Genomic DNA, 16665 nt, shown 5'->3' with positions numbered 1-16665 from the left:
CATTAGAGGCAGAGAGGGGTAATACAGATTATGAAACGATATGAAGCGATTTTATTCGATGTCGACGATACGTTGCTCGACTTTAAACAGAGCGAGCACGTCGCTTTGCAGCAGTTGCTCGCTGCGTACAACGTTCACATGACCGATGAACTGAAACAACAGTATGTGACGATTAATAACGGATTATGGCGCGCCTTCGAGCGCGGCGAGGTCGGACGGGAAGACGTCTTGATGGGACGCCACACGCAACTGTTCGACACGCTTGGTATCACAATCGATGCACATGAAGCTGAACAGCGCTATCGCGACCATCTTCACTCGGGTGTGCACATCATCGATGGGGCGCTCGAGCTCGTCCAAACGCTCAGCGAACAATATCCGCTCTACATCGTCACGAACGGCGTCACGGAGACGCAGTTCAAACGGCTCGAAGCCTCGGGACTGCTCCCTTATTTCCAAGACGTGTTCGTCTCGGACGCGACCGGGTCACAGAAGCCGATGAAACCGTTCTTCGACTACGTGTTCGACCGTGTGCCGCACGTCGCACCGGAACGCGGGCTCATCGTCGGCGACTCGCTGACGGCAGATATCGCCGGCGGACGCATGTATGGGCTCGACACGTGCTGGTACAACCCGCACGAGATTGCGGCGTCGGTCGAAACGACGTATGAAATTCAAGACTTGCACGAATTGAAGTCGATTCTATAAAGCTCAGCGATCGATAAAGTGGGGCGGTAGTGATTGCGGCAACGCATAGAGTGTCTCCGGGAAGAGTTTCAAGTCCCGGAGCGCGTCGAGCGGCTGCCAACGATAGATGAGGTGATCTCCTTCCGGTCCATGGAAGTCTCCATGCCGGAGCGGGAGGTCACCTGATACATAAAAGTACATGCCGATCTCATGGACGGTGCGCTCCAAATACGTGAAGAAATTTTCGGAGACGAAAGCGAACGTCGTTCCCGTCAGTGTCGCTTCGAGTTCTTCTTGCAGCTCACGCGTCAAGGCGAGCTCGGCTTCTTCGCCGATGCCGACCCGACCGCCCGGCAACGCCCAAAAGTCATCGTTCACGTTCCGATGAACGAGCAAATGACCGTCCTGGACCCAGATGCCGGCGACGCGATAATTGAACGTGCCGTGCTCGGTCGGAAATACGATATCCATGTTTCATCACTCCATTTCTATAGCTATAACAAGTATACGCCAAGGGGGCCGATCATGTTTCAATCACATGCCACATACGTTGGAGAAGATTTTCGGGACGAGACGCTCCGTGACGTTCAACTCACGCAGACGACGTTCGAGAACTGTCGTTTTACCTATATCGATGCGACCGAGTTCGAGACCGAGCAGTGCCGCTTCATCAACTGTGACTTCACCGATTCAAAATGGAACGCCTCACGTCATAACGAGAGTTCGTTCTTAAACTGCACGTTCACCGGGGCAAACCTGTTCTTGTCGGAGTTCGACGAGTGCAAGATGACAGGTTCGTCATTCGAGTCATGCACGTTCGAAGGGGTCGTCGTGCGTGAAGGGGATTGGTCGTTCGTCAATCTTCGGCACGCCCCACTCCGGAAGATGGACTGGTCCGGTGTCCGGTTGACCGAGGCCGATTTATACGGGGCTGATTTGAAAGAGACGGTGTGGACGAACGCCGTCTTGTCCCGTGCCGTCTTGCAACACGCCGACTGCACGGGTGCGGATTTTGTAGGCGCCGAGATGGACGGGGTCGATTTTTCAGACGTCCATTTAAAACAAGCGACGATTGACGTGATGCAGGCCGTACAAGTCGCCCGCTCGCTCGGGGCGAACGTCATATGACGAATGAACGTGTGCTCGAACGGTTACGTGAGTTCGTGAGCCGAGACGACAACGTTCGTGTCTTCGTTTTGAACGGGTCGCTCGCCAACCCGGACGTGCAACGGGATCGCTATCAAGACGTCGATGTCACTTGTTTCGTCGAAGACGTGAACGCGTTCATCGAAGACCGCTCGTGGATGGGGCCGCTCGGGGACGTGCTGATTATGCAGACGCCGGATGAGATACCAGGCCACGCCGACTATGAACGCTTCGCCTTTCTCGTTCAGTTCGCCGCCGGCCATCGTGTCGATTTGACCGTCCGTCCGCTTGAGGCGGTCGCGGCCACGCTCGCCGCTGATTCGCTCAGTCTCGTCCTGATTGATAAAGACGACATCGCCGGTCAACCAGTCCCGTCTGATGACACGTACCGCATCAAACGACCGACGCGGTTCGATTATGAACAGTGTTGGAACGAATTTTGGTGGGTGTCGCTTTACGTCGTTAAAGGCATCAACCGGAAACAGTTGTTGTACGCGTATGACCATTTGACCATCATGCGGACGATGCTCCGGCAGATGCTCTCGTTCGAGGTCGGGTTTCAAACGGGCTTTACTGTGAACGTCGGGAAGTCTGGAGACGGCCTCAGCCAACACGTCTCCCGGGAGTGTTGGGAGGCGTATCTCGACACATATCCTGTCATCGAGACGACTTCGCTCGAGTCAGCCCATCGTCAGCTGATCGATTTGTTCGAACAGGTCAGTCGACGAGTGGCCGACCAGTCAGGGATTCCGTTTCAGGAAGCAGAAGCACGACGCATACGTGACGCCTATTCGACACTTTGGTGTCAGCGCGATTAACTTTTTACCGAGTCGGGAAACCCCCTTGTATAGAAGGGGGAATGACGCTTGAATCCGTATACGACGTTCATCGCGCTCCTAGTGGGGAGTTTACTTTTATTTGTCGGCATCCGGACGAAAAAATGGCCCATCATCGTCGTGGCCTTGTTTCCGCTCGGACTCGTCGCGTTTAACATGTATTTGCTCATTACCGGACGCTAGAAGACTGCCTGTCAGTCTTCTTTTTTGTAGATGGATTTCACAAAAAACACTGTCGGCAATAAGATGCCGATGGCGGCTTCGATGAGCGCAAACCAGCGGGCCGGACCGACCGGTAGGATGTCCCCAAAGCCGATGGAAAGGAGAGTGACCCCGCTGAAGTAAAGGAGGTTCTGCCAATTCGGATCGACCGGGGTCATCGACTCGAGCGACGTGACGAGGATGACACCGTTTTGTGACAAGGCGTAATAGATGACGGCAAATCCGGCTAGGACGCCGCACAGACTGACGAATAAGTGACTGAAGAAGCGTCCGTCAAAGCCGGTCTGCCGATACGTCTTGTGCCGAAAGAAGGTATATACGTTCATGCCGACGAATAATACGGCAATCGTGAAGAGAATGGTATTCATGTTCGTCTCTCCTTTTTTAGAAGGTCTATAACTGTTGTACCCTGCCCAGACACTAGGAAACGGACCAATTTGACATCATGAACGAACCAACGACAAGGAGGTGTCCGTGTGCGGCGTTACTTATTGATCGTATTGTGTTCAACGATTATTTTAGGGGGTTGCGTGACAAAAACGCCATTCGATTTCGATGAGATTGAGACGTATAAAATCTTTTACAACGTGCCGACAGACGAGATTATCGCCGATATGTCCAGTTATGACCTCGTGATTATCGAACCGATTTGGTACACGACCGAACAAATCGAGGCGATTCAATCGAAGGGGACGAAAGTACTCGGCTATATCAACGTGATGGAGGCAGATACGTGGAACCGGGCGTTAATTGGACAAATGGAAGAGGACGATTTCTTTTATCGGGACGGGGAACGTATCTATTTTCAGAGATGGGACTCGTATTTGACGAATATCGCATCTGCCAACTTTCGAAAAATCTTGATTCGTGAAATCCAAAAACAAATCATCAATAAGCATATCGATGGCATCTTCTTGGATACGGTCGGTGACATCGATGACGTTCATCTCGACTATCCTACCGACTTAGCCGAACAGCTCGACGGTTTAGAAACGTTTCTAAAATCAATCCAAGGCACGTATCCGGGTGTCCCGATCGTTCAGAATTGGGGAATCGAGACGTTGGAGCGGACGAGTGCCCCTTACGTCGACGGATTCATGTGGGAAGGGTTTAACTATACGGCCATCACATCAGATTCATGGTCGATGGAAAAAATTGAGCGATTAAACGCGTTGCGTGAAACGTACGACATTGCCGTATTGACCGTATCGGATACGGAAGAAAGTGCGAGTCGTGATTTGGCCGAAGCGAACGGTTACATCCATTATCATGAGCCGACCTATTATGACACATGGGATTTTTAGGGATTACTTAAGGTTACAGGAAGGAAGTGTGCGGGTATTTAATGTAAGGAACTAATATTTTTACCATAAAACAACATAAAACTCGAAGAGGAGGGGATTCTTATTTTTTACGCTCAAGACCGTCCATGGATCAAGTGGACCGAAATCCTTGTCGTGTTCGCCGTATTGATCGGCATCGACCTCGTGTTTAGCTTAGGGTCGATTCAAAACGATTTAAACTTGTTTTACGTTGCGGCGATTTTATTCGCCTTACGGTACGGGACAATCTTTGGTCTCATCAGTTTCGCTCTGTTGCTTGTCTATAAGGTCGTCTATACGGGTTTCGTCGGTGGCGACATCTTCCTATTGTTCTACGATACAAATTCACTTCTCACGTTATTCTATTACTTCGCCCTCACTGTCATCGTCGGATTGTTCAGCACGTCATTTCGTGAACGGTACGAGATCAGTCAGTTCCGCAACGAGGAACTGAAAGATGAAAACACGTACTTGAAAGAGACAGTCGACTTACTCAACACTTCTCAGACGACACTTCGTCAAAAGTTACTCCAATCGGAATATAGCCTCAACCAACTGTATGAATTGGCCGTCTCGCTTGATTTACCACATCCTGAATTGATTCGAAGCGAAACGATTCGCCTCTTGAAAAAATATTTTCTCGCAAGTGACGTTGCCATCTATCACGTCGACCGGTCGCAGAAGTCGATGCGTCTCCTTATTCGCCAAGCGGAGAAAAAAGAGTTCCCGCAAACGATTTTCCTCGACGAGGCATCGGGCATGTTTAAACGTTTTTTCCAAGTCCAAGAGACGACGCTACGCCAACTCGATGATGAAGACTCGGACCCGATGTTGCTCGCGCCGATCACGATTGATGGACAGACGCGTGAAGTCGTCGTCATCAAACGTTTACCGCTCCGTAAGTTGACGACCGATGATTTGCACGTCTTGAACATCCTCTTCTCCTGGATCGGGACGCGTATTGAGAACGCGCAGACGCTCATTCGAAAAGAACAGCATGCTTTGCTCTATCCGGGGACGTCGTTCTATAAAAAAGATGCGTTCACTGAGCTCGTTGCGTTGCAAGAGCAAAAGAAACTGCATCACGGCCAACCATACATCGTACTCGAATATGCGCTTGGCTATGAGCCGGTGTCCCTCGAAAGCATCGAGGCCATCGTCCATTCGTACTTGCGGGAAATCGATGTCGTCGGCTACGACAAAGATGACAACAAGCTGATGCTCTTACTGCCGGGGACGAGCGAAGAACACCGGCAACGGATTTATGACCGGATTGAAGGCATCTTGATTCAGAAAGGGGTGTGAGTATGGCAACGATTAGTAGCACCGTTTGGATTTTCCTCTATGTCATTCATGCCATCCTCGCCCTCGCCTTGCTCATTGTGTTGAAGCGGAGAATGAAAGCCCCAGATTACGGGGTCGCAGTGACAGCCCTTTGCTTCGGGCTGTTTTTACCTTTCATCGCCGAGCTTGCCGTCTATGCTGTCTATCGACTCGCCGAACGGTTCGGTCGCAGTGGCTTGATTGAAGACTACGATGAATATATCGACTTCAAGGTCGTCAACTATGAAAAGATTCGTCACGAGGCGAAATCGAGTGCGAGCTTGCTCCCGTTGACCGATGCCATCAACTCAAAAGACCCGGCGATTCGGAAACATTCGATTTTGACGCACGTGAATAACTCGATTGACCAACAAGGGAAGTACTTGCAGATGGGTCTGCAGAGTAAGGACAGTGAAACGGTCCATTATGCAGCGGCAACGATGAACATTTTGGTCGATCAATACGAACAAGAATTGAAGCAGGCGAAACGTGACTACGACCTTGGGAATCCGGCATCGATTCGCCGGCTCGCCACCATCTATAAACGGATGATCCACAGTGAACTGATTACGACGGTCATGCTGACCGACAAGCGGGAAGCCTGGTTGAAGGAGTTGTTGATTGCCAAAACGCTCTTTCCGCCGACGGCTTGGATATATGAAGATTTGAATGAAATTTATCGTGATGCGAAACGACCGAAAGAGCAACTCGCTATCTTGAAAGAGTATGTGCATCACTTCCCGGAACGCATCGAGGCCCATCTCATGCTCATCGATTTCTATTATGAGCGGGAACGTTGGGCCGAGGTGAAAGCGGTCATGTTTATGATGCAAACCCAATTCTCGCTCGAGGACGTGCCGTACGAGTATCGGCTGCTATTTGAAGAATGGAGTGACACGACATCATGGAAAAACGAACTGTAATCTCATTCTCGCTCTTCATCGTCTTATTTCTCGTCATCGTCGGCGCGATTCAATACTTACGGATCCACTCGTTGCACACGCTGTTGCCGGGTATCGCAGAGCAGCGAATCGAGATTGACCAGATTCAAGGCGGAGAAACGGCTCAGACCGGCCAACATCGCCTTCAAGTCTATCTTGTCCGTGACGAAGAAGAATTGGCCGTTCAGACGGCTGAAAATATCCTATATGGGCTTCGCTATGCGAAAATCGACGTCCAAGAAATCACACCGGAACAAGTCGGGACGGTGACGCCCTCGCCATATACGATTCTCATCTTCACGGGAGAACGGACGACACGTTGGCCGCTCATCGAGATGAAACAATTTGTAAAGCAAGGCGGCAACCTCATCTTTGGCAACCGGTTTAAAGATGCTGCCTTCAATGAGCTGACAGGGATTGAAGAGATTGGGGAGTTTGTGCCGGACGTGTACGGCTTGAATTTCGAGGAAGTGATTTTCCCAGGCTACGTCGACTTGAATCCACCGGAAGATCTGTTCGTCCACAGTGTCGTCGATTTTGCCATCGCAGACGACGCAAACGTCTTACTGTCGGCAGAAAGGTTCCCTATCCTTTGGGAATATGCGGTCGGCGATGGGAACGTGCTCTATTGGAACACGACCATCACCAATCAAAAGATGACGCGTGGCCTATTCGTCCAAACGCTCGGCACGTTGCCACCGGCGTTCGTCTCCGCACAGGCCGCCATCAAGCTCATGTATATCGATGACTTTCCGGCCCCGATCATGAGCGGGAAAATGAAAGACGTCTCGACGACGCCGCTCGACAAATCGGTCAAAGACTTCTTTGCTGAAGATTGGTGGGAAGACATGCTCCGAATGGGCGAAGAAGACGACTTGATTTACACCGGTGCGATGATTGGCACGTACGAGGAAGAAATGGAACTCGTCGATGAAGAGTTGATTAGGCGAGGCGAATTCCCGATGCTGTTTTTCGGTCGTAAGTTATTGGCAAGCGGTGGAGAAATCGGTTTACATGGCTATAACCATCAATCGCTTGTCACGGCTGATGAGCCGATTGACCCGACGTACGGCTATATCCCGTGGAAAGATAAAGACGAGATGAAGCGGTCGCTTCTTCAAGCCGAGTCCGTGTTCGCGAACTATTTCCCGGCTGAGACGCTCAAATCGTACGTCCCACCGTCGAACGCCTTGAATCGGACCGGCGTCGATGCGATCGCTGAAGCGTTACCTGAACTGCGCACAATCGCGTCGCTTTATACCGGGGAACCAGAGAACGGGGATTTCGTGCAAGAGTTCGAGTTCGATGAGACACACCCTCACGTCTACCACTTTCCACGTGTATCGAGCGATTACGGGGAAGAGCGCGGTTCGATTTTCCAGATGGTCGACGCGATTGCCAATTTTGGCGTCTTCTCGCACTTCATTCACCCGGATGACGTTATCGACCCCGACCGGGCACTTGGACGTGATTGGGACACGATGTTCGCCAGTCTGAAAAAAATCAATGACGACGTGAATACAAACTATCCGCACCTGCAGTCGTATACCCAGCATTACGCGACGGAAAAGCTCATCACCTACCAAGCGGCGGACGTGAATATCTCGTTTGATGACGGGACTGTCTACTTGTCAGGCGAAGGGCTCGTCAATCCGTCGCATTTCACGGTCCGGCTCAAGTCCGGACAATCGCTTGAGACAGGTACGTTCGACTTTGGGACGGTCGAACAAATGGAAGCGGATCGCCCGCTCTACTTGGTCACATTGACGGCGGCGAACGCTCAGATTGCCATCGAAGGAGGCACACCATGAAGATTGGACTCGTGTTAGAAGGGAGTTATCCGTACGTGAGCGGAGGGGTGTCGAGTTGGACCCAGACGCTGATTGAAGAGATGCCGGATGTGGAGTTTCAAATCATCTCCATCCAACCGACCGTGAAGCGTCCCGAGGACATGAAGTATGTGTTGCCGGAAAATGTGTCTGGAATCACGCATCTCTATTTGAACGAGTCCGGTGTGAAGGGGAAAGGACGGATGAAACTCGCACCTGAGGAAGAGCGGAAGCTGTCGGATTGGCTGATGTTGAAGAGCCCGAATCGACAGGCACTCGGGATTATCGGGACGCGAGTCCCCTCGAGTGAGGCGTTTTTCGCCAGTGAGTTTTTCTGGCACAACGTCAAGACTGCCTATTCTGAAGAGATGAACGGTGGATCTTTCATCGACTACTTTTGGATGTGGCAAAGCATGTACATGCCGGTGCTTCGCGTGTTGCATCAGCCGCTTCCTGACGTCGATCTCGTCCATTCCGTGTCGACCGGTTACGCCGGGATGGTCGCCTCCTATATGAAGGAGACACAAGGCATCCCGTTCATATTAACCGAGCATGGCATTTATTCCCGTGAGCGGGAAGAAGAGATTCTTCAGTCCTACTGGATTCCGGCTCCGTACAAGCCGCGCTGGGTCCGTTTCTTCCACCACTTGTCACGCGAGGCTTACAATGCGGCCGATGAGATTATTACGCTGTTTGAACGGAATCGTGAATATCAGGAATGGATTGGGGCACCGAGCGAAAAGACGAAGATTATCGCCAACGGCATCGCCGATCGCCACATCCGTCCGGTCATCGAGCCGGTCGAGCACGACGTGTTTCAAATCGGGGCCATCGTCCGTGTCGTACCGATTAAAGATTTAAAGACGATGATTTATGGGGCGAAGATTTTACAAGAACGGCGCCGCCTCTTTAAACTGACGATCATGGGCCCGCTCGATGAGGACGAAGAATATGCCGAGGAATGTCGGTTGTTGATTGAACAGAGCGGTCTGACGGATTATGTCGAACTTGTCGGGAAAGTGAATGTGCAGGAATGGTTACCGACGTTCGATTTGTTGCTACTGACGAGCATCTCGGAAGGGCAGCCGCTAGCCGTCCTAGAAGGGATGGCTGCCGGTATCCCATGGGTGGCGACAGACGTCGGTGCCTGTTCGGAACTTTTATACGGACGCTCGGACGACCCGTTCGGTCCAGCCGGGTTCATCGTGCCGCCTGTCCACCCGGAAGCACTCGCCGATAAAATCGAGTGGATGATGGATTATCCGCGTGAACGGATGCGCTTCGGCAAGAACGGCCGCGAACGCGTCCGTCAATATTACCGGTTGCAACAGTTCGTCGACCGGTATAAAGCAATCTATGAAGCGAGGAGGGAACAGTATGGCGGGCATCGGGTTTAAGCTACAGAAGTTGTTTCAAGAAGACTACTATTCATCCCGGCTGAAGGCGTACACGTTCTCCGGTCTCGTCACCTCAGGACCTTGGCTCATCGTCATTTTGGTCGTCGGGACGATTCAATGGCTGGCGTTTCAAATGCCGATGCTCTCACTCGAGGAACGGACGCTGTTTATGTTGTCGGTATCTTATGCGTTCATCTTCTCGCAAATCTTGTTCAGTTTCCAACAGCTCGTCGTCACGCGTTACGTCGCCGATTTGTTTTACGAGAAGAAAGCACACGATATTTTTCCCGTCTTTACCGGAATGCTGAAAGTGACGATGCTCGCAGCAATCATCATGTACAGCATCTTTTGGATGATTTCACCGCTCGATTTTTTGTATAAGCTCGTCTTGTTCGTCTTGTTCATGACGATTAACGTCATTTGGGTCATGTTCTTATTTTTGAGCGCTGCCAAGTTTTATCAGGCGATCGCGTACAGCTTTTTACTCGGCGGTTTTATCGCGATTGGCGGCGTGTTCTTGATTAGCCGCATCCTAGTGGACCCGACGAGCTTGGAGCTGCTGCTCGGCTTCACGGTCGGGATGCTCGTCACGCTGTTCGGCTTATTCTTTGCGATGCTACGGACGTTCCCGCTCCGCTATGCGACGAACGAGTTTTCCTATTTCCGCTATTTTGATCTCTACCCCGATTTGTTCGCCATCGGCGTCTTGTACGTTCTTGGCATTTGGGTGACGAACTTCATCATTTGGTTCGGGGAGGGGCGGACCGTCGTCGCGCAATCGTTCGTGTTCAACCCGTACTATGACACGGCCGTATTCTGGTCTTATTTGACGATCGTGCCGACCCAGCTCTTGTTCGTCGTCGCCGTCGAGACACGCTTCTATGAACGGTATCGCACGTTCTACGGCCTCATCAACTACGGGGGCGCTTTGCATCAAATCGATAAAGCGAAACAGACGATGACGACCGTCCTAAAGAACGAATTGATTCGTCTCGGACGAAGCCAAGGCGTCGTCACGTTGTTCGCCATTCTCATGGCGGGTGTGTTCGTCGGCTGGATTGGCGTACCGGAAGAAGTCGGTCAAATCTTTCGGATGACGACGCTCGCCGCTTTCGCGAACGCGATGATTCTCGTCTTGACGTTACTCCTTCTCTATTTTGAGGACCGGCGCGGGGCACTCTTCGTTAACTTGTCGTTTTTCACAGGCAACGCACTCTTCACGCTGGCGCTGTTACCGCTCGGCATCGATTGGTATGGCGTCGGGTTTGCCGTCAGTACGACCATCACGTTCTTTATCGCCGGTTTGCGCTTGATGTATTTCATGGGAAAAGTCGACTATTACGTGTTTGCGTCCTCGAATCGACGCAAGCTCGGAATCGAGCGCTTCTCACAGATGGGAACGGCATTGAATCGTCGCTTCTCGCGTTGAAGGGTTCCTATTTCAGCGAAAGATTGATATGATGTGTCCGAAGACGACCGAATTTCATAATGTTTGCCACTAGGGGAGTCGCATGACGCGGCTGAGATGGAAGAGGTCCAGACCCTTTGAACCTGATCTAGTTCACGCTAGCGGAGGGAAGTGGGCGAAACGACTTTTCTCACGCTGTATGTCCGACGCCGCTTCCGTTATGGGAGGCGGCGTTTTTTCATACAAAAGGAGGAGTTCATCATGACGTTCACCCAACACATCCGACAAGAAGCGGATACTTTGTTCCAAGCGAGTTTTGACCACCCGTTCGTCCGATCACTCGGCGAAGGGACGCTCGACGAGGCGAAGTTTCGCCACTATGTTCTGCAAGACTCATACTATCTGAACCAATTTTCGAAAGTGCAGGCGAGAGGGGCAATCGTGGCGCAAGATATGGAACTGTCGAGCCGTTTTTTGACACACGCGCTCCACACGATCGAGGCGGAACACGCGTTACATCGTGAGTTCTTCACGATGCTTGATGTGACCGAGGAAGAGCGACGTACGTTCGAGCCGGCGCCGACCGCATATGCGTACGCGATGCACATGCAACAAGCCGGACCGACGCTCGGGGACGTACTCGCAGCGATTTTACCGTGCTACTGGGTGTACTACGAGATTGGCGAACGATTGAAAGATGCAAAGCCGGAGCATCCGATCTATACGGCTTGGATTGCGACGTATGGGTCGGAATGGTTCCGCGAACTCGTCGAAGAACAGATTGAACGGCTCGACCTGTTGGCCGAGCAAGCGACAGAAGCCGAACGCAAACGTTACCGTCAGTTGTTCTTGAAGAGCTGTTATTACGAAGTGGCGTTTTGGCAGATGGCCTGGACGCTCGAGACGTGGGACGTACCGGTGGAGGTGAGCCGATGAAACGCGATTTGTGGGATAAAGTACGGGCCGAGCGGCCGCTCATCCATAACGTTACGAACATCGTCGTCGCCAACTTCTCGGCGAACGGATTGCTCGCGATCGGTGCGTCACCGGTCATGGCGTCCGCTGTCGAGGAAGTAGCGGAAATGGCGACGGTGAGCGATGCGCTCGTGTTGAATATCGGCACGCTCGATGCGACGACGGAAAGGACGATGATTCGAGCGGGACAAGCGGCGAACGCTGCAGGACGTCCTATCGTCTTCGATCCGGTCGGTGTCGGTGCGACGGCGTTTCGACGTCAAGTGGCGACTGCAATCCTCGAGCAGGTTCAGGTGACGGTCATCCGGGGGAACGCCGGTGAGATGGCGACATTGATTGACCGGACGGCGCACGCGCGCGGGGTCGACGCGGGAGAAGCGTTGCAAGACGTGACAGACGTCGCGCGCGAGGCGGCCAAACGGTATCGCTGTGTCGTCGCCATGACCGGAGAGACGGACGTCGTCAGTGACGGGGACGTGACGATTGAAATCAAAGGAGGAACCGAAACGATGACGCGGACGACCGGGACCGGCTGTCTGCTCAGCGCGGTCGTCGGCGCCTTTCTTGCGGTCGAGGCTGACGCGATGACCGCGACGTCGACGGCGCTCGCCGGGTACGCCCGTTGCGGGGAACTCGCGACCGCACGTGCCGAGGGATCGGGCGATTTCCCGATTCATTTCTTGAACGAGCTTGGGAAGATGACCGCGGTCGAACTGCCGAGCGACCGGATTGAGGTGGTGTCATGAAGCGCGCACAAGCGTTGACGATTGCCGGATCTGATTCGGGCGGCGGCGCCGGCATTCAAGCCGATTTGAAGACGTTTCAAGAGCTCGGTGTATTCGGGACGAGCGTCTTGACGGCAGTCACGGCACAAAACACACGTGGTGTGCATGGCGTCGAAGCGGTATCGGCCGAATTGCTCGCGCAACAACTCGATGCGATCGGCTCCGATTTTTCAATCGAGGCGTGCAAGACCGGGATGTTGTTCGATGCGAGTCGAATCGAGACCGTCGCTTCCGGCGTGAAGCGGCATGCGTTCAAACAGCTTGTCGTCGACCCGGTCATGATTGCAAAAGGGGGGGCATCATTGCTTCAAGACACGGCTGTCGAGGCGCTCAAGACGGCGTTGTTGCCGCTCGCGACCGTCGTCACGCCGAACGTGCCGGAAGCAGAAGTGTTGACGGGCTTGACGATTCGCTCATTCCAAGACCGTCTTGAAGCGGCGGAACGAATCTTGGCGCTCGGTGCGAAGGCCGTCGTCTTAAAAGGCGGTCATCTCGAGGGTGAACGTGCCGAAGATCTCGTCTTGACGGCGTCAGAGGCCTTTCTCGTCTCGGCACCGCGCATCGAAACGCTTGACACGCACGGCACTGGCTGTACGTTCTCGGCGGCGCTCACGGCCGAACTCGCCAAAGGCCGTCCGATGATTGAGGCGACCGTGACGGCAAAGCGGTTCATCCAAAGCGCCATCACGCATGGACTCGAAATCGGAGCCGGACACGGACCGACGAACCATTGGGCGTATGGGACGCATGGAGAGGAGGGTGTCACGCTTGAAACGATCACGACGAGCCGCACTCGCTGAACAGCTAGAGCTGTACTTCATCTGTGGAACGACGAACACAAAAGACATCTTCCAGACGGTCGAGACGGCACTTCAATGTGGCGTCACATGTTTTCAATTTCGCGAAAAAGGAAATGAGGCACTGTATGGAGATCAAAAAGAAGCGGTGGCCCGGACGTTGCTTCGACTTTGTCGCGCGTACGGCGTCCCGTTTATCGTAAACGATGATGTCGAGCTGGCGATGAAGCTCGACGCGGACGGGGTCCATGTCGGGCAAGAAGATGCGTCGGCCCGTCGCGTCAGACAGATGATTGGGGCGGACAAATGGCTCGGTGTCTCCGTCCATTCGCTCGAAGAAGCGGCGACGGCGATGGTGCATGCGGACTATGTCGGCATCGGCCCCATCTTTCCGACGGACTCAAAAGCGGACGCCGGGGAAGTGAACGGGACGACGCTCATCCGTCAAGTGCGGGCGGCGTACCGAGAGCTCCCGATTGTGGGGATTGGGGGCATTCGGCCTGAACACGTCGAGTTGATTCGACGTGACGGGGCCGACGGGGTCGCCATCATCTCGGCCATCGCTTCGGCGCCGGACGTGGCGGCAGCCACACGACGTTTCAAGTGTCTCTGAATTCGATTCGAGGAGGAAGACAGATGAACGTATTTGTAATTGGTGCGAACGGACAGATTGGAAAACAGCTCGTCGAACGCTTACAGGAGGAAGGCAAGCATGAGGTGACGGCGATGGTACGGAAAGACGAACAACTCGAAGATTTTAAAAACAAAGGCTATCAAGCCGTACTCGGTGACCTTGAAGGCGACGTCGCAAACTTGGCAGACGCCATCGACGGTGCCGACGTCGTCGTATTCGCAGCAGGTTCTGGCGGACATACGGGTGCCGATAAGACGCTCTTGATCGATTTAGACGGGGCAGCGAAAAGTATCGAAGCTTCAAGACAACAAGGTGTGAAACAGTTCGTCATGGTGAGCGCGTTGAAGGCGGAAGACCGCTCGGCATGGCCGGATGAGATGAAACCGTATTACGTCGCGAAACATCACGCGGATCGTCTGCTCGAGGAGAGCGGATTGACATACACGATCGTGCGTCCAGGGGCGCTCACGGATGACGCCGGGACTGGGAAAGTGAAGACCGGGGACGTGTCGACCGGTGAAGTTCCACGCGCCGACGTGGCGGCTTTCCTCGCCCATGTGATTGGCCACGAAGCGGCCTATAACAAGTCAATCGACCTCGTCAAAGGCGATACGGCGATTGAAGAGACGTTATAACGAGATGACGAAAACGAGCGGACCTCAGTCCCGCTCGTTTTTTGTATGTGCGAATCGACTCGACAAAGGGAACGATGCATCCGATAGAGAAAGTAGAGACGTACCTGTCTTGAGAAAGGGGTCCATCCATGACCGCACTGTTTACGTATATGGTCGTTTATCTCTTACCGGCCTTCCTGCTCAGCCATCTCGCACTGGATGTGTTGCTTCGAAATCCGCGACAAGTCGAACATCGGCTGCTCAGTCTGTTCGTCTTCGGCTATGCGATGTTGTTCCTGGCAGAGTTCAGCCGTCATTTGTCACCGATTGAACTCAGTCCGGCCTTCGTGACGTACTGGTTCGGGAACGCCGGGATTTTAATTTTTGTGTGCTCGGTCCATTTTATCTTCAAAGTGACGGGTGTCGGAGCCAAGTTGCCGAAATGGCTCTACCCATATGTCCTTTATTTACCGCTCATCCCGGTCGCCTTGACGTTCATCCGTCAAGAGAACATCATCAACAGCCAACGGTTCGACCAAGTCGGAATTTGGATTTATCCTGAGTTCAACGCCTCGTATTTGATCACGATGACGATTGGGAACGTGTTCCATTTTCTCATCGTCCTTTTGCTCGTCTATGCGCTCAAACGGGCAGAGCGAACCGAGCACCAGCGCGTACTACGCATGCTCATTTGGACGGCGCTCGCCGTCCTCGTCTGGGACGTCGTGTTCGGTTATTTCCAATTCCGCGGTGTCATGCCGCCGTACGGTTATATGTATGGAGGTCTCGTCTGGGCCGTCGCGCTCGTCGTGGCGATGAACCGCCTCGACTTCTTGGCCTCGTACGCGAAACGATATGGGACGCTCTACAATTTGAACCCGTCCGCGATTCTGCTCGTCGACGACAACGGGCGCATCGAGAGCGCCAACCCGGCCGCCCGGATGTTGTTCCATACGGTCCGGGTCGTCAACGAACGTTTCGTCGACTTGTTGCCGGAGAAAAAGCGGGAAGAGTGGTGTCATCATTACCGCCAGCACTTCCAAGCACAAAAGAAATTCCTCGAGTTCGAGACGAAGATTCAAACGAAGACGGGGCAAGAGCGTTATGTCGTCATCGATGGCGACTTCGTCTATATCGACCAAAAAGTTCACGGGATGATCCTCATCCGGGACGTGCACTCGTTCAAAGAGGCCGAACAGACGATTCGCTTTTTCGCGTATCACGACCCGCTCACGAAACTCGCCAACCGCCGCGCGTTTTATGACCAGGCCGACCAAGCGCTGCTTCAAGCGGACACACTTGCCCTCATCATCCTCGACCTTGATGGGTTTAAAGGGATCAACGACACGTACGGTCACCAAGTCGGCGACGAGTTCCTCATCCATCTCGGGACGTTGCTCGAATCGGTCACGCCGGAAAACGGTCTAGCTTCCCGGGTCGGCGGCGACGAGTTCTACATCTTCTTGACAGATGTGACAGAGCCTCGTCTCATCGATTTTGTCAGACGGCTGCAACGGACGCTCAGCGAGGAATCGTTCTTGCTCGGACGGCAATCGATCCCGATTCGGGCGAGCATCGGTGTGAGCCTCTCTCCTGGGCAAGGGGTCGACCTCGATACGCTCATCCATAAAGCCGATCAGGCGATGTACCGAATCAAGCAAGACGGCAAGAACGACTACGCGATTTATGACGACGTGTTACACGGTCCCAAATAACGGGAACAGACTCACGATAACCCGTTACAAGGAG

At 53.2% G+C, this 16665-nt stretch carries 18 protein-coding genes and 1 riboswitch; of the genes, 16 read left to right on the top strand and 2 right to left on the bottom strand.

Features of this window, described 5'->3' with window-relative positions:
* Window positions 1–30 precede the first annotated feature (30 nt).
* Window positions 31–708, top strand: a complete 678-nt coding sequence (locus DI14_RS09135) for a YjjG family noncanonical pyrimidine nucleotidase (protein WP_034807789.1) — start codon at window positions 31–33, stop codon at window positions 706–708.
* A gap of 3 nt (window positions 709–711) precedes the next feature.
* Here DI14_RS09135 and DI14_RS09130 read toward each other — a convergent pair whose 3' ends face one another.
* On the bottom strand, window positions 712–1158 hold the full coding sequence (locus DI14_RS09130) for an NUDIX hydrolase (RefSeq protein WP_021065918.1): 447 nt from the start codon (window positions 1156–1158) through the stop codon (window positions 712–714).
* 54 nt (window positions 1159–1212) lie between these two features.
* Here DI14_RS09130 and DI14_RS09125 point away from each other — a divergent pair, with 54 nt between their 5' ends.
* The 3 genes from DI14_RS09125 to DI14_RS15540 are packed head-to-tail and all read left to right on the top strand — an operon-like array spanning window position 1213 to window position 2852.
* Complete coding sequence (locus tag DI14_RS09125; protein ID WP_034807787.1) at window positions 1213–1815, top strand: pentapeptide repeat-containing protein; 603 nt, start codon at window positions 1213–1215, stop codon at window positions 1813–1815.
* A complete protein-coding gene (locus DI14_RS09120; RefSeq protein ID WP_034807785.1) occupies window positions 1812–2651 on the top strand; it encodes an aminoglycoside 6-adenylyltransferase in 840 nt (279 codons plus the stop codon). The genes DI14_RS09125 and DI14_RS09120 overlap by 4 nt, the downstream gene beginning before the upstream one ends.
* A gap of 48 nt (window positions 2652–2699) precedes the next feature.
* Window positions 2700–2852, top strand: a complete 153-nt coding sequence (locus tag DI14_RS15540; protein WP_034807783.1) for a hypothetical protein — start codon at window positions 2700–2702, stop codon at window positions 2850–2852.
* Window positions 2853–2863: 11 nt separating this feature from the next.
* Here the strand turns inward: DI14_RS15540 and DI14_RS09110 are convergent, their stop codons facing one another.
* Window positions 2864–3259: a potassium channel family protein gene (locus DI14_RS09110; RefSeq protein WP_034807781.1), complete on the bottom strand. Its 396-nt coding sequence runs from the start codon at window positions 3257–3259 to the stop codon at window positions 2864–2866.
* A gap of 108 nt (window positions 3260–3367) precedes the next feature.
* Between DI14_RS09110 and DI14_RS09105 the strand changes: the two genes are divergently transcribed.
* From DI14_RS09105 to DI14_RS09050, 12 genes are all read left to right on the top strand, one after another.
* A complete protein-coding gene (locus DI14_RS09105; protein ID WP_235193434.1) occupies window positions 3368–4195 on the top strand; it encodes a putative glycoside hydrolase in 828 nt (275 codons plus the stop codon).
* 153 nt (window positions 4196–4348) lie between these two features.
* A complete protein-coding gene (locus tag DI14_RS09100) occupies window positions 4349–5518 on the top strand; it encodes a GAF domain-containing protein (protein ID WP_034807779.1) in 1170 nt (389 codons plus the stop codon).
* Window positions 5519–5520: 2 nt separating this feature from the next.
* Window positions 5521–6459, top strand: a complete 939-nt coding sequence (locus DI14_RS09095; protein WP_034807776.1) for a lipopolysaccharide assembly protein LapB — start codon at window positions 5521–5523, stop codon at window positions 6457–6459.
* Window positions 6441–8288, top strand: a complete 1848-nt coding sequence (locus tag DI14_RS09090; protein ID WP_034807774.1) for a DUF2194 domain-containing protein — start codon at window positions 6441–6443, stop codon at window positions 8286–8288. Before DI14_RS09095 ends, DI14_RS09090 begins: the two co-directional genes overlap by 19 nt.
* Entirely contained in the window at window positions 8285–9703 is a 1419-nt protein-coding gene (gene pelF, locus DI14_RS09085) for a GT4 family glycosyltransferase PelF (RefSeq protein WP_034807772.1), read from the top strand. Before DI14_RS09090 ends, pelF begins: the two co-directional genes overlap by 4 nt.
* Window positions 9684–11132 carry an exopolysaccharide Pel transporter PelG gene (gene pelG, locus DI14_RS09080; RefSeq protein ID WP_034807769.1) on the top strand — a complete coding sequence of 483 codons (1449 nt, stop codon included), beginning with the start codon at window positions 9684–9686 and terminating at the stop codon, window positions 11130–11132. Before pelF ends, pelG begins: the two co-directional genes overlap by 20 nt.
* A 61-nt stretch (window positions 11133–11193) precedes the next feature.
* A riboswitch (TPP riboswitch) is annotated at window positions 11194–11298 on the top strand.
* 74 nt (window positions 11299–11372) lie between these two features.
* Window positions 11373–12047, top strand: a complete 675-nt coding sequence (gene tenA, locus DI14_RS09075) for a thiaminase II (RefSeq protein WP_034807767.1) — start codon at window positions 11373–11375, stop codon at window positions 12045–12047.
* Window positions 12044–12832, top strand: a complete 789-nt coding sequence (thiM, locus tag DI14_RS09070; protein WP_034807765.1) for a hydroxyethylthiazole kinase — start codon at window positions 12044–12046, stop codon at window positions 12830–12832. Before tenA ends, thiM begins: the two co-directional genes overlap by 4 nt.
* Window positions 12829–13671 (top strand): bifunctional hydroxymethylpyrimidine kinase/phosphomethylpyrimidine kinase, encoded by an 843-nt coding sequence (thiD, locus tag DI14_RS09065; protein ID WP_034807764.1) that lies wholly within the window; start codon window positions 12829–12831, stop codon window positions 13669–13671. The genes thiM and thiD overlap by 4 nt, the downstream gene beginning before the upstream one ends.
* The gene (gene thiE, locus DI14_RS09060) at window positions 13640–14281 is read left to right on the top strand and encodes a thiamine phosphate synthase (protein WP_034807761.1); all 642 of its coding nucleotides are present in this window, start codon (window positions 13640–13642) and stop codon (window positions 14279–14281) included. Before thiD ends, thiE begins: the two co-directional genes overlap by 32 nt.
* Before the next feature lie 23 nt (window positions 14282–14304).
* On the top strand, window positions 14305–14937 hold the full coding sequence (locus DI14_RS09055) for an SDR family oxidoreductase (RefSeq protein ID WP_034807759.1): 633 nt from the start codon (window positions 14305–14307) through the stop codon (window positions 14935–14937).
* Between the two features lie 128 nt (window positions 14938–15065).
* Complete coding sequence (locus DI14_RS09050; RefSeq protein WP_034807757.1) at window positions 15066–16631, top strand: diguanylate cyclase domain-containing protein; 1566 nt, start codon at window positions 15066–15068, stop codon at window positions 16629–16631.
* Window positions 16632–16665: the final 34 nt, after the last annotated feature.

The sequence above is a fragment of the Exiguobacterium sp. AB2 genome, assembly GCF_000696055.1.
Classification (GTDB): Bacteria; Bacillota; Bacilli; order Exiguobacteriales; family Exiguobacteriaceae; genus Exiguobacterium; species Exiguobacterium alkaliphilum.
This window is presented reverse-complemented; position numbering and strand designations above follow the sequence as displayed.

Excerpts from the sequence above, each read along its gene's own strand:
- DI14_RS09135 (WP_034807789.1), top strand. The coding sequence starts at position 31 with ATGAAACGATATGAAGCGATTTTATTCGATGTCGACGATACGTTGCTC.
- DI14_RS09130 (WP_021065918.1), bottom strand. The coding sequence starts at position 1,158 with ATGGATATCGTATTTCCGACCGAGCACGGCACGTTCAATTATCGCGTC.
- DI14_RS09125 (WP_034807787.1), top strand. The coding sequence starts at position 1,213 with ATGTTTCAATCACATGCCACATACGTTGGAGAAGATTTTCGGGACGAG.
- DI14_RS09120 (WP_034807785.1), top strand. The coding sequence starts at position 1,812 with ATGACGAATGAACGTGTGCTCGAACGGTTACGTGAGTTCGTGAGCCGA.
- DI14_RS09110 (WP_034807781.1), bottom strand. The coding sequence starts at position 3,259 with ATGAATACCATTCTCTTCACGATTGCCGTATTATTCGTCGGCATGAAC.
- DI14_RS09095 (WP_034807776.1), top strand. The coding sequence starts at position 5,521 with ATGGCAACGATTAGTAGCACCGTTTGGATTTTCCTCTATGTCATTCAT.
- DI14_RS09090 (WP_034807774.1), top strand. The coding sequence starts at position 6,441 with ATGGAAAAACGAACTGTAATCTCATTCTCGCTCTTCATCGTCTTATTT.
- pelF (WP_034807772.1), top strand. The coding sequence starts at position 8,285 with ATGAAGATTGGACTCGTGTTAGAAGGGAGTTATCCGTACGTGAGCGGA.
- pelG (WP_034807769.1), top strand. The coding sequence starts at position 9,684 with ATGGCGGGCATCGGGTTTAAGCTACAGAAGTTGTTTCAAGAAGACTAC.
- tenA (WP_034807767.1), top strand. The coding sequence starts at position 11,373 with ATGACGTTCACCCAACACATCCGACAAGAAGCGGATACTTTGTTCCAA.
- thiM (WP_034807765.1), top strand. The coding sequence starts at position 12,044 with ATGAAACGCGATTTGTGGGATAAAGTACGGGCCGAGCGGCCGCTCATC.
- thiD (WP_034807764.1), top strand. The coding sequence starts at position 12,829 with ATGAAGCGCGCACAAGCGTTGACGATTGCCGGATCTGATTCGGGCGGC.
- DI14_RS09055 (WP_034807759.1), top strand. The coding sequence starts at position 14,305 with ATGAACGTATTTGTAATTGGTGCGAACGGACAGATTGGAAAACAGCTC.
- DI14_RS09050 (WP_034807757.1), top strand. The coding sequence starts at position 15,066 with ATGACCGCACTGTTTACGTATATGGTCGTTTATCTCTTACCGGCCTTC.